Origin of the sequence: Kitasatospora sp. NPDC058046 (genome assembly GCF_042885595.1) — a bacterium.
GTDB lineage: Bacteria > Actinomycetota > Actinomycetes > Streptomycetales > Streptomycetaceae > Kitasatospora.
Map to the genome: position 1 here is coordinate 247,629 of NZ_JBHVRS010000007.1, position 12,861 is coordinate 260,489.

General features: G+C 73.6%; 8 protein-coding genes. 4 read left to right on the forward strand and 4 right to left on the reverse strand.

Translation table 11 applies throughout. From position 1 onward, the window contains the following. Positions 1–381 precede the first annotated feature (381 nt). Positions 382–1,851: a serine hydrolase domain-containing protein gene (locus ACFVU7_RS17425; RefSeq protein WP_388045799.1), complete on the forward strand. Its 1,470-nt coding sequence runs from the start codon at positions 382–384 to the stop codon at positions 1,849–1,851. 78 nt (positions 1,852–1,929) lie between these two features. Here ACFVU7_RS17425 and ACFVU7_RS17430 read toward each other — a convergent pair whose 3' ends face one another. Continuing rightward, positions 1,930–2,991: an ATP-dependent DNA ligase gene (locus ACFVU7_RS17430; protein ID WP_388045801.1), complete on the reverse strand. Its 1,062-nt coding sequence runs from the start codon at positions 2,989–2,991 to the stop codon at positions 1,930–1,932. A gap of 66 nt (positions 2,992–3,057) precedes the next feature. Between ACFVU7_RS17430 and ligD the strand changes: the two genes are divergently transcribed. Then, positions 3,058–4,065 (forward strand): non-homologous end-joining DNA ligase, encoded by a 1,008-nt coding sequence (gene ligD / locus ACFVU7_RS17435; RefSeq protein WP_380781002.1) that lies wholly within the window; start codon positions 3,058–3,060, stop codon positions 4,063–4,065. Positions 4,066–4,088: 23 nt separating this feature from the next. Here the strand turns inward: ligD and ACFVU7_RS17440 are convergent, their stop codons facing one another. Next, the gene (locus ACFVU7_RS17440; protein WP_388045803.1) at positions 4,089–5,294 is read right to left on the reverse strand and encodes an 8-amino-7-oxononanoate synthase; all 1,206 of its coding nucleotides are present in this window, start codon (positions 5,292–5,294) and stop codon (positions 4,089–4,091) included. A 155-nt stretch (positions 5,295–5,449) separates the two neighbouring features. After that, positions 5,450–7,411 carry a PIG-L family deacetylase gene (locus tag ACFVU7_RS17445; RefSeq protein ID WP_388045805.1) on the reverse strand — a complete coding sequence of 654 codons (1,962 nt, stop codon included), beginning with the start codon at positions 7,409–7,411 and terminating at the stop codon, positions 5,450–5,452. A 483-nt stretch (positions 7,412–7,894) separates the two neighbouring features. Between ACFVU7_RS17445 and ACFVU7_RS17450 the strand changes: the two genes are divergently transcribed. After that, positions 7,895–10,387, forward strand: a complete 2,493-nt coding sequence (locus ACFVU7_RS17450; RefSeq protein WP_369808340.1) for a DEAD/DEAH box helicase — start codon at positions 7,895–7,897, stop codon at positions 10,385–10,387. A 101-nt stretch (positions 10,388–10,488) separates the two neighbouring features. Here ACFVU7_RS17450 and ACFVU7_RS17455 read toward each other — a convergent pair whose 3' ends face one another. Next, complete coding sequence (locus tag ACFVU7_RS17455; RefSeq protein WP_143204601.1) at positions 10,489–11,340, reverse strand: hypothetical protein; 852 nt, start codon at positions 11,338–11,340, stop codon at positions 10,489–10,491. Between the two features lie 293 nt (positions 11,341–11,633). Between ACFVU7_RS17455 and bioB the strand changes: the two genes are divergently transcribed. Next, complete coding sequence (bioB, locus tag ACFVU7_RS17460; protein ID WP_388045807.1) at positions 11,634–12,860, forward strand: biotin synthase BioB; 1,227 nt, start codon at positions 11,634–11,636, stop codon at positions 12,858–12,860. The last annotated feature ends 1 nt before the right edge of the window (position 12,861 follow it).

The following is a 12,861-nucleotide window of genomic DNA, read 5'->3' on the forward strand; positions in this document are numbered from 1 at the left end:
GCCCGAGCGGTGGTCGGCGGCGGGTGCGCGGGCGGGCGCGGCGTGCCGGTGCTCACCCGTCCGGCCGAGCGCGGGGCGGGCTCGGCGCGGGGCGGGGCGGGGCGCCGCGACCCCGCGCGGCGGCCGGCCGGCCGACCCGCCCCGGGCCCGTACTCGACCCTCGGAGTGGACGACCACCGGCCGCCAGCCGGGCGGGGCACTCGGCTGACGGTGCTCCCGTTCGGTCCAGTCGGCCGCCGACCCGCGCGCGGCGGTACGAAGCGGGTGCTTACGGTGACGACGTTCCCCCACGGCCCCGTGGAGCAGCGCTCCGGCCCGGCCGAGCCGCGCTCCGGGGCCCTTCGCCACGGGGCCGTCCGCCCCAGAGAGGCGCCTGCGCCGATGACCGACACCCGACGGCCGCGACCGTCCGTTCCCCGCTCCGTTCGCGTCCCCCGCTCCGTCCGGGCGGCCTCCGCCGTACGGGTGGCCTCCGCCGCCCTCGCGCTGACCGGCCTGCTCGCCGTCTCCGCCTGCTCCGGGGAGTCGAAGCCCGCACGGCAGGCCGGTCCGGCGGTGACCGCCGAACCGGCCGCGCTCAGCCCGTCCGCCACGCCGGGCGGCAGCCCCTCCGGCGGGGTGGTGCCGCTCACCACGGCCGTCACGACCCAGCTGGACGACGCGATCAAGCAGGTGATGGGCCAGGTTGCCATCCCCGGGGTGATCGTCGACTACGCCACCCCCGACGGCAGTTACCAGCGCGCCTTCGGCGTCGCCGACAAGGACGCCGGGACCCCGATGACCCCCGACCTGTACATGCGGATCGGCAGCGTCACCAAGACCTTCACCACCACCGCCGTCCTGCGGCTGGTGGACCAGGGCAAGCTGGGCCTGGACGACCCGGTCTCCAAGTACGTCCCGAACGTGCCCGGCGGCGACGGCATCACCCTGCGCCAGCTCGGCGACATGCGCAGCGGCCTGTTCAACTACACCCTGGACTCCGACTTCCAGCAGGCCTTCTTCAACGACCCGAGCCGCCCCTTCACCCCGGACCAGCTGCTCGCGTACGCGTTCAAGCACCCGGCGAACTTCCAGCCGGACGCCCAGTTCGAGTACTCCAACACCAACCTGATCGTGCTCGGCCTGGTCGTCGAGAAGGTCGGCGGGCAGCCGCTCCAGGACTTCCTGAACCAGCAGGTGTTCACCCCGGCCGGGCTCACCAAGACCAGCCTGCCGACCGACGCCGCCTTCCCCGACCCGCACGCCCACGGCTACACCAACCAGACGCTCACCGGCGCGGTCGAGGACGCCACCACCTGGAACCCGTCCTGGGGCTGGGCGGCCGGCGCCGCCATCTCCACCATCGCCGACTTCCGGACCTGGTCGAAGGTGCTGGCCACCGGCGAGCCGCTGCTCAAGCCCGCCACCCAGGCGGAGCGGCTGAAGACCAAGGCCACCGGACCGACCCCCGACCTCGGCTACGGCTTCGGGGTGTTCACCACCCACGGGTGGATCGGCCACAACGGCTCACTGCCCGGGTACGAGAGCGTGGTGCTCTACCTGCCGCAGGCGCAGGCCAGCCTGTCCATCATGCTCAACACCGACATCCTGCACGACGGTTCGGAGCCCTCGACGTTCGTGGCGCGGGCGATCACCCAGATCGTCTCGCCGAACAACGTCTACACGCTGCCCACCCCGCCCGCCTCGGGCTCGGCCTCCGCCTCCGCGTCCGCGTCCGCGTCTCCCACCGCCTCCCCCACCGCTTCGCCCTCGGTTTCCCCCACGGCCTCCCCGACCGCCTCCCCCACGGCCTCGCCGTCCCCGACGGCCTCGCCCACCGCGGGCGCCACCGCCACGCTGCACATCTCCTGACCACCCGCGCCGACCGTACGGGAGGCCCGGCCCGGCTCACCGGGTCGGGCCTCTGTCACGTCCTCGGCCTCCCGGTCCTCAGATCCCCAGCACCCTGCCGAGGTCGTACGAGACCGGCTCCTCCAGCTGCGCGTAGGTGCAGCTCTCCGGCGTGCGGTCCGGGCGCCAGCGGCGGAACTGCGCGGTGTGCCGGAACCGGGTGCCCTCCATGTGGTCGTACGCGACCTCGACCACCCGCTCGGGGCGCAGCGCGATCCAGGAGAGGTCCTTGCCGCCGGTCCAGCGGCTGACCGCGCCGGGCAGCCGGCCCTCGGCGTGCGCGGCCTCGTCCGCCCAGCCGCCCCACGGGTGCCGGGACAGGTCGTCCATCCGCAACGGGGCCAGTTCCTCGGCGAGTTCGCGGCGGCGGGCCATCGGGAAGGCGGCGCAGACGCCGACGTGCTGCAGCCTGCCGCCGTCGTCGAAGATGCCGAGCAGCAGCGAGCCGACCACCGGGCCGCTCTTGTGCTCGCGGTAGCCGGCCACCACGCAGTCGGCGGTGCGCTCGTGCTTGATCTTGTACATGCTCCGCTCCCCCGGCCGGTACGGCTGCTCCAGCGGCTTGGCGACCACCCCGTCCAGCCCGGCGCCCTCGAACTCGGCGAACCAGGTCCGGGCGAGGTCGAGGTCGGTGGCGGCGGGGGCGGTGAACACCGGGTCGGCGGCGTCGGCGAGCGCGGCCTCCAGGGCCGGGCGGCGCACCGACAGCGGCTCGTCCACCAGGCTCTCGTCCCCGAGGGCGAGCAGGTCGAAGGCGACGAAGGAGGCCGGGGTCCGCTCGGCGAGCAGCTTCACCCGGCTCGCGGCCGGGTGGATGCGCTCCAGCAGCTCCTCGAAACGCAGCCGGCCGTCCCGGGCGATCACCACCTCGCCGTCCAGCACGCAGCGCGGCGGCAGCTCCCGCCGGAACGCCTCGACCAGCTCGGGGAAGTACCTGGTCAGCGGCTTGCCGGTACGGCTGCCGAGCTCCACCTCGTCGCCGTCGCGGAACACGATCGAACGGAAGCCGTCCCACTTGGCCTCGTACTGCATCCCGGGCGGGATCTCGGCCACCGACTTGGCGAGCATCGGCGCCACCGGTGGCATCACGGGCAGGTCCATGCGAACGATCCTCGCCCGCTTCGCCCCGGGGCGCGCGCCGGGCGCCCGGCCCTTAGCGTGAAGGGCATGGGCTCAGCCGTGGAACTGGAAGTCGCCGGGCGCACCGTCCGGCTGTCGAACCCGGACAAGGTGTACTACCCCGAGCGCGGCTTCACCAAGCTGGACGTCGCGCAGTACTACCTGGCCGTCGCCGACGGGGTGCTGCGCGGACTGCGCGACCGGCCGACCACCCTGCAGCGCTTCCCCGACGGGGTGGACGGCGAGTTCTTCTACCAGAAGCGCGCGCCCAAGGGCCTGCCGGAGTGGCTGCCCACCGCCCGGATCGAGTTCCCCAGCGGCCGCTCCGCCGACGAGATCTGCCCCACCGAGCCGGCCGCCGTCCTGTGGGCCGCCAACCTGGGCTGCCTCACCTTCCACCCCTGGCCGGTGCGGCGCTCCGACACCGGCCACGTCGACGAGCTGCGCATCGACCTCGACCCGCAGCCCGGCACCGACTTCCACGACGCCGTCCGCGCCGCCCACGAACTGCGCGCCCTGCTGGAGGAGTACGGGCTGCGCGGCTGGCCCAAGTCCTCCGGCGGGCGCGGCCTGCACGTGTACGTGCCGCTGGTGCCCGAGTGGACCTTCACCGACGGGCGGCACGCGGTGATCGCCCTCGGCCGGGTCCTGGAACAGCGGATGCCCGGGAAGGTCACCACCGCCTGGTGGAAGGAGGAGCGCGGCGAACGGATCTTCGTCGACTACAACCAGATGGCCCGCGACCGCACCATCGCCTCCGCCTACTCCCTGCGCGCCCGCCCCCGCGCCACCGCCTCCGCCCCGCTGCACTGGGAGGAGCTGGACGACGCCGCCCCCGAGGACTTCGACCTGCGCACCCTCCCCGCCCGCTTCGCCGAACTCGGCGACCTCAACGCCGGGATGGACGGCCAGGCCTTCCGCCTGGAGCCCCTGCTGGAGCTGTACGACAAGCAGCTCCACGACGAGGGCCTCGGCGAACTCCCCTACCCGCCCGACCACCCCAAGGCCGCCGGCGAACCCACCCGGGTGCAACCGAGCCGGGCCAAGAAGAAGTAGGACGCTCCGTCCGCTCCGGAGCCTCAGCCCCGCGCACCCACCGGCGCCAGCTCGGCGACGATGCGGACGGCCTCGGCGATCTGCCCGTCCGTCAGGTCGCCCCGGGCGGTGAGACGCAGGCGGGAGATGCCGTCCGGGACGGACGGCGGGCGGAAGCAGCCGACGGCGAGGCCCGCGCGGCGGCAGTCGGCGGCCCAGGCGACGGCGGCCTCCGGGCCCGGGGCGCGGACCGAGACCACCGCGGCCTGCGGCTCGCAGGCGTGCAGCCCGGCGGCGGTGAGCTGCCGGGCCAGGGTGCGGGCGACCTCGCGGGCGCGCTCGGCGCGGGCCGGCTCGGCGCGCAGCAGGCGCAGCGCGGCGAGGGCGGCCCCGGCGGCGGCCGGGGCGAGGCCGGTGTCGAAGATGAAGGTGCGGGCGGTCTCGGTGAGGTGCCGGATCACCCGGCGCGGGCCGAGGACGACGCCGCCCTGCGAGCCGAGCGACTTGGACAGGGTGGCGGTGGCCACCGTGTCCGGCTGCCCGGCCAGCCCGGCCGCGGCGAGCGCCCCGGTGCCGCCGGGGCCGAGCACGCCCAGCCCGTGCGCGTCGTCCACCAGCAGCGCGGCGCCGTGCGCGCGGACGGCCTGCGACAGCGCGGGCAGCGGGGCCGCGTCGCCGTCCACCGAGAACACCGAGTCGGTGACCACCAGCGCCCGCCGCCGCGCCCGCCCGGCGAGCACCTCGGCCACCGCCGCCGGGTCGCTGTGCGGGGCCCGGTGGACGTCGGCGCGGGAGAGCCGGCAGCCGTCGATGAGGGAGGCGTGGTTGTAGGCGTCGGAGACGATCAGGGTGTCCGGGTCGGTGAGCGCGGTCAGCGCCGCGAGGTTGGCCGTGTACCCGGAGGAGAACACCAGCGCGGCCTCCATCCCGCAGAACTCGGCCAGCTCCTCCTCCAGTTCGCTGTGCAGCGCCGTCGTCCCGGTCACCAGCCGCGACCCCGTCGAGCCCCCGCCCCACCGCAGCGCCGCGTCCGCCGCCGCCCGGGCGACCACCGGATGCCTGGTCAGCCCCAGGTAGTCGTTCCCCGCGAGGTCCAGCACCGCGTCGTCCGCCCCCCGACTGCGCAACGTCCGCGTCAGCCCGGCCTCCGCCCGCATCGCGGCCGTCTCGTCAAGCCAGTCGAAGACGTGCGCGGGGGCGGGAGCGGCGAGGACGGAGGGGCGCGGCTCGGCCGCGAGCGGATGGTTCATGCCCGGCACTCTGGCATGCCGCCGCGTGTCGGGCAATGTGCGGATCGGCACATATCGACGCGCTGATCCTGTCGCGATTTCCTCGGGTGATGTCGCCGGTCATCCACTCCAGCGGCTGTTCGGGAGTGCTCCCGAACAGCCGCCGGAAGAGGCGGTCAGAGCGGCAGGCTCTGCCAGGGGCCGAAGGTGGTGGGGGTGGTGGCCGTGCGGAGGTACACCCGGCCGTCGGTGCCGATGGCGAAGAGGTGGAGGACGCCGGTGCCGTCGGTGAGGGCGGCCGGGTGGTCGAGGACGGTGCCGCCGAGGTCCTGCCAGGGGCCGTAGCCGTTGTCGGGGGCGGTCTGGGCGGTGGTGCTGACGCCGCCGGCGGCGTTGCGTTCGAACAGGACGACGCGGCCGGCGAGGGTGGCCGTGGCCGGTTCGCCGACGCCGCCGTGGCCGCCGAGGGGGGCCGGGGTCCGGCTCCACGGTCCGCCGGGCCGGGTCTGGTAGCTGACCAGCACCGCGCCGGTGCCGACCTCGCGGTAGGCGAGTTCGATGCGGCCGTCCTGGTCGAGGGCGGCCTTGGGCGGGCTGGCCGGGCGGGCGTCCGGGATCGGGTCGGGGCCGGTGAGGGCGCCGTTCGGGGTGCTCTGGTGCCAGCCGAGGACGGCGGTGCGGGTGGCGGCGAACACCTCGATCGCCCCGGCGCCGTTGCGGATCGCGGTGACCGGGTCCTGGAGGTCGGTGCCGCCGAAGTCCGTCCAGGTGCCCGTCCACACCCCGCCCGGGGTGGTCTGCCAGATGCCGCTGAGGCCGCCGCCGCCGTTCTTGACGAAGAGTTCCAGCCGCCCGTCCAGGGAGTTGGCGACGGCGGGTACGCCGACCTGGTCCTCGTTGCCGAGCCCGGTGTTGGGGTTGCCGTGGTCGGCCCAGCTGTCCCACCAGCGGCCGTTGGGCACGGCCTGCGGCAGGGAGAGGAGGTGGTGGTCGGTGAGGCGGCGGGCGAAGACCTCCAGCCGGCCGTCGGCGTTGGTGCCGACGGCGATGCCGGGGGCGATCCGCCCGCCGGGGTCGGCCATCCGGAGCGGGCCGCCCCAGCTGCCGTCGGCCTGGCGCCAGTAGGTGTGGAGGGCACCGGCCCGGACGACGAAGACCTGCGGGCGGCCGTCCTGGTTGAGCCCGGCCCAGGAGGTGCCGCGCGACCAGCGGTAGTACATCCGGGAGAACCAGAGGGCGGAGTAGTTCCCGTCCGAGTGGTCATGGCCGGCGTACTCGGAGAAGAACACGCCCTTGGCGCCGGCCGTCGCCGGGTCGAGGTTCACCGGGGCGTCGCCGATGTTGTAGTCCCGGTAGTTCACCTGGATCAGGTTGCCGCCGTAGAGGCCGGCGGCCTGGCCGGCGAACTTCGCGGCGGCGACGTGGTCGGAGTGGTCGCCGGAGTAGCGGCGGTCCGGGAGTTCGTCCTGGGCCCGGAGCACGGTCGGCCGGTAGGTCGCCATCAGCTGGCGCAGTACTTCGACGACGTCGGCGGCCGTGTAGGTGGACGGCCCGGACAGCGGGCTGTCCTTCGGGACGACGGTGGTGTCGGTGCCGCCGGCCAGGACGCCGCCGAGCCGGGCGTCGTGCAGGTTGAGGAAGATCAGGTGCACCGGCCGGCCCTTGAGGACGTACCGTTCGACCTGCTTGCCGGCGACCGTCCAGGCCTCGGCCGTCCAGTGGCCGACCTCGTCGGTGGCCGGGTCGGTGTCGCCGACCCCGGTCATCCGGGAGTAGGCGTTGACGGCGCCCATCTGCCGGTTCCAGGTGCGCAGCGGTTCGCCGGCGGTGTCCCAGCAGACGGTGGCGCAGGGGTCGCCGGTCGCGTTCCCCGCGGTGACGAAGACGGTGACGGACGGCGTGCCGTCGGCGAGGGCGTTGGAGAGGTCCGGGTTCATGAAGAGGATGTCGTCGTCCTCGTGCGCGACGATCTGCATGAACAGCGGTCCGGAGCCGGTGGCCGCGGCTCCGGGTACGGGTACGGCTGCGGCTCCGGGTTCGGCCGCGGCCGCGCGGGTCGCCGTCGCCTTGGTCAGGACGGGTGCGGCGAGGGCGGTGAGCGCGACGGAGGCGAGGAGTTGTCGTCGTCCGATTGCCATGGGATCCCCCAATTCGAGATCGGGACGTGAGCATGCCAGAAGGAGGTTAACCCATCCCCGGGTCCACAATGCCGTGCGCCGCAATCCGTGAACGTGTCGTACTGGAAAGACAGTTGACGCACGCTCAAACGTCTTCGCCCACTTCCTTCCCGGTATCCTCGTTTCCGGACGAACCCGTTCCTCCGTCGGGCCGCGCACCCCGGCCGACCACGGCGTTTCCCCCGTTCCCGCCGGTTTCCCTCCGCTTTCCCGCCGGTCCGCCGCACGGTTTCCCGCCGGCTTCCCACCGGTTTCCCCCTGGTCCACCGCGCGCTTTACCGCCGATCCGCCGCGACGCCCCGGAGCGGGACGGACGCCCCGCCGCCGTCCCGCACCGCGTGATCGACGTCCGCGGAACCCCCTCCGGCCCTCCCCTCGCGGCACCGGGCTTTGCCCGGGGTGGCGGCGAGCAGGCAAGATAGCCGGGTGACCCTCCTTGATCTGATGCCGAAGCCCGCCACCCCCGACGCGCTGTACGAGACGTTCGCAGCCTGGTCGGAGGAGCGCGGGATCACGCTGTACCCGGCACAGGAGGAGGCGCTGATCGAGCTGGTGTCGGGGAACAACGTGATCCTCGCGACGCCGACCGGGTCGGGCAAGAGCCTGGTGGCGGCGGGGGCGCACTTCGCCGCGCTGGCGGAGGGGAAGCGGACCTTCTACACCGCGCCGATCAAGGCGCTGGTCTCGGAGAAGTTCTTCGACCTGGTGAAGATGTTCGGCACCGAACAGGTCGGCATGATGACCGGCGACGCGAGCGTCAACCCGACCGCGCCGATCATCTGCTGCACCGCCGAGGTGCTCGCCCAGATCGCGCTGCGCGACGGCACCCGGGCGGACATCGGCCAGGTGGTCATGGACGAGTTCCACTTCTACGCGGAGCCGGACCGCGGCTGGGCCTGGCAGATCCCGCTGCTGGAGCTGCCGCAGGCGCAGTTCCTGCTGATGTCCGCGACGCTCGGCGACGTCCGCCGCTTCGAGGAGGACCTGACCCGCCGCACCGGCCGGCCGACCACGGTGGTGCGCAACGCGACCCGCCCGGTGCCGCTGTTCTACGAGTACCGCCGCACCTCGATGCACGAGACCCTGGAGGAGCTGCTGCAGACCGGCCAGGCGCCGGTCTACGTCGTGCACTTCACCCAGAAGGAGGCGGTGGACCGGGCCCAGTCGCTGATGAGCATCAACATGTGCTCGAAGGCGGAGAAGGAGGCCATCGCCGACCTGATCGGCGGTTTCCGCTTCACCACCAAGTTCGGCCGCAACCTGTCCCGTTACGTGCGCCACGGCATCGGCGTGCACCACGCGGGCATGCTGCCGAAGTACCGCCGGCTGGTCGAACGCCTCGCCCAGGCGGGCCTGTTGAAGGTCATCTGCGGCACCGACACGCTCGGCGTCGGCGTCAATGTGCCGATCCGCACGGTGCTGTTCACCGCCCTGTCCAAGTACGACGGGCAGCGCGTGCGCATCCTGCGCGCCCGCGAGTTCCACCAGATCGCCGGCCGGGCCGGCCGGGCCGGCTTCGACACCGTCGGCCAGGTGGTGGCCCAGGCGCCGGAGCACGTGATCGAGAACGACAAGGCGATCGCCAAGGCCGGGGACGACCCGAAGAAGAAGCGCAAGGTCGTCCGGAAGAAGGCCCCGGAGGGCTTCGTCGGCTGGACCGAGGAGACCTTCGACAAGCTGATCGGCGCCGACCCGGAGCCACTGGTCTCCCGGTTCAAGGTGAGCCACGCCATGCTGCTGTCGGTGATCGGCCGCCCGGGCAACGCCTTCGAGGCGATGCGCAAGCTGCTGACCGACAACCACGAGGACCGGGCCGCGCAGCGCCGGCACATCCGCACCGCGATCGCCATCTACCGCTCGCTGCTGGAGGGCGGCGTGGTGGAGCGGCTGCCGGAGCCGGACGCCGAGGGCCGGATCGTCCGCCTCACCCTGGACCTCCAGGAGAACTTCGCGCTCAACCAGCCGCTGTCCACCTTCGCGCTGGCCTCCTTCGAACTGCTCGACCCGACCTCGCCCTCGTACGCGATGGACGTCGTCTCCATCGTCGAGGCGACCCTGGACGACCCGCGCCAGATCCTCGCCGCGCAGCAGAACAAGGCCCGCGGCGAGGCCGTCGGCGAGATGAAGCGCGACGGCATCGAGTACGAGGAGCGGATGGAGCGGCTCCAGGAGATCACCTACCCGAAGCCGCTGGAGGAGCTCCTCACCCACGCCTACGAGGTGTACCGCCGGGCGCACCCGTGGATCGGCGACCACCAGCTGCAGCCGAAGTCGGTGGTCCGCGACCTGTACGAGCGGGCGATGACCTTCTCGGACTACGTCGGCTTCTACGAGCTGGCCCGCACCGAGGGCATCGTGCTGCGCTACCTGGCCGGCGCGTACAAGGCGCTGGAGCAGACCGTCCCCGAGGACGTGAAGACCGACGACCTCAAGGACGTCATCGCCTGGCTCGGCGAGCTGGTCCGCCAGGTCGACTCCAGCCTGCTGGACGAGTGGGAGCAGCTGGCCAACCCGACCGAGCCGCAGGCCGCCGAGGTGCGGCTGGACGACAAGCCGGCGCCGGTCACCGCCAACGCCCGCGCCTTCCGCGTCCTGGTGCGCAACGAGATGTTCCGCCGGGTCGAGCTGTGCGCGCTGGAGCACTACGAGGAGCTCGCCGACCTGGACGGCGAGTACGGCTGGGACGCGGACCGCTGGGCGGACGCCATGGACGGGTACTGGGAGGAGTACGACGACCTCGGCACCGGCCCGGACGCGCGCGGCCCGAAGATGCTGCTCATCGAGGAGGAGGACTCCTCCTGGCGGGTCCGGCAGATCTTCGACGACCCGGAGGGCGACCACGACTGGGGCATCAGCGCCGAGGTCGACCTGTACGGCTCGGACGAGGAGGGCCGCGCGGTGCTGCGGGTGACCTCGGTGGACCGGCTCGGCGGCTGAGCCGGGGCCTGAACCGGCTGTACGTCGACGCCCCCGGAGGCTTCGGCTTCCGGGGGCGTCGTCACGTCAGGACGGGCCGCTGTCGCGGCCGGGGAGCGCCGTCACATCCAGGCGAACGGCGAGCCCGCCGCGTAGGAGAGCGCCCGGGTGGCCTCGTCCAGGGTCTGCTCGGTGCTGGGCGCCGCGCCGGTGGCCGGCTGGCCGGGCGTGGTCGGCGCCCCGGTGCCGCTCGGGGCGGAGCCCGCCGGGCGGCCGTCGCCGGGCCGCGAGCTGGTGACCGTCACGTAGTGCCCGACCGCCTCGACCCGCGGGTCGCCGCCCTGCTTGGCGCCCGGGGCCTGAACGGGGCCGGTGGTCGTGTCGGCGAGCATGAAGGCGACCGCCCCGGGCTTGGTCCGCAGGGCGTCGGCGGCCCTGGCGGCGGAGGGCTGGTCGGGGAAGCGCAGCAGGGTGACGCTGCTGAGCACCGGGTGGTCCTGGCCGCTGAAGCTGACGGTCAGGTAGCCCTGGCAGCCGGTGTCCTTCAGCGGGTCCTGGCCGCGGTCCTGGAGCACCTCGACGCAGTTCTCGCCCTGCCGGACGCCGTTGCGCCGCGCCTTGAAGGCGCCGACCTCGACCGGCCGCTGGGCGGGGAAGAGGTTGTCGACGTTGAGGGCCTCGGGGTCGGTGCGCGGCGGCGGGGCGCCCACCACGCGCGGCGTCGCGGACGAGTCCTTGGTGGACGGGCCGAGCCCGGGTATGTAGTCGCCGGGCATCGGGCGGGTGATGAGCCATCCGCCGGCCGCGACCACTCCGACGACGACGATCCAGCCGGCCGCTCGACGGCCCGTCAGCCGGCGGCCCCGCCTGAGGTCCGTCCCCCCGTCGGTGTCGGCGCCCCCGCCGGTCCGCTGCCCTGCCCGGTCGTCCCGGCCTTCTCCCGGAGTCGGGGTGTGCTCCCCCTGCGTGGTCATGGCGCAGATTCTAAGCACCCCCGGCGTGGCGTGGATCACGGGGTCGGGGGTTGTGGATCATCGTCCGCCGGAGCCCGCCACCGGCCCGCCGCCGGTCGGCCGCCGGCCGTCCGGCACCCCGCTCGCCGTCCCGGTCGCTACCGGCCGGTAACCGGAGGTCCGGCCCCGCGTCAAGCTCGTGACCAGCGGCGGAGCCGTGACCTTCGACACTGTGGCAATCGGCACATCCTCACACCGATCTTCTGGCGGGTTTGCTCTGGCGCCGCTCGATCGCCACCAGGCAGGATCGCCCCATGGATCTGCTCGATACCCTCACCGCCAAGGGCCTGCGCGGCGAAGTCCCGACCCGCGAGGAGGCCCTGGCCGTCCTCGCCACCACCGACGACGAGCTGCTCGACGTGGTCGCCGCCGCCGGCAAGGTGCGCCGCCGCTGGTTCGGCCGCCGGGTCAAGCTCAACTACCTGGTGAACCTGAAGAGCGGGCTCTGCCCGGAGGACTGCTCGTACTGCTCGCAGCGGCTCGGGTCCAAGGCCGAGATCCTCAAGTACACCTGGCTCAAGCCGGACCAGGCCGCCGACGCCGCCCGCGCCGGGGTGGCCGGCGGCGCCAAGCGGGTCTGCCTGGTCGCCAGCGGCCGCGGCCCGACGGACCGCGACATCGACCGGGTCACCGACACCATGGCCGCCATCAAGGACGCCGACCCCGAGGTCGAGATCTGCGTCTGCCTCGGCCTGCTCTCCGACAACCAGGCGGAGCGGCTCAAGGCGGCCGGCGCCGACGCCTACAACCACAACCTCAACACCTCCGAGGGCACCTACGGGACCATCACCAAGACCCACACCTACGCGGACCGGGTCGACACGGTGCAGAAGGCGCACGGCGCCGGGCTGTCCGCCTGCTCCGGCCTGATCGCCGGCATGGGCGAGAGCGACGAGGACCTGGTCGACGTCGTCTTCGCGCTGCGCGAGCTGGGCTCGGACTCCGTCCCCGTCAACTTCCTGATCCCGTTCGAGGGCACCCCGCTCGCCAAGGAGTGGAACCTCACCCCGCAGCGCTGCCTGCGCATCCTGGCGATGGTCCGCTTCGTCAACCCGGACACCGAGGTACGGATCGCGGGCGGGCGCGAGGTGCACCTGCGCTCGATGCAGCCGCTCGGCCTGCACATCGCCAACTCCATCTTCCTCGGCGACTACCTGACCAGCGAGGGCCAGGCCGGGCAGACCGACCTCGACATGATCAAGGACGCCGGCTTCGAGGTCGAGGGCGCCGGCGAGGCCACCCTGCCGCGCCACCGCGCGGACGTCGCCGAGGCCGCCCAGGCCGGCCACGCCTCCGGCGGCTGCGGCAGCGCGGCCTCCGCGTGCGGCAGCGGCGGCGGCTGCGGGCCGTGCGGCGGGCACGCCCACGGCCCGGCCGCACCGGCCGGGGAGGCGTCCGAGGCATCGGACGACGAGCTCCGCGGCGACCTGGTGAAGGTCCGCCGCCGCGGCGCCGGCACCGAACTCGCGCCCAACGCCTGAC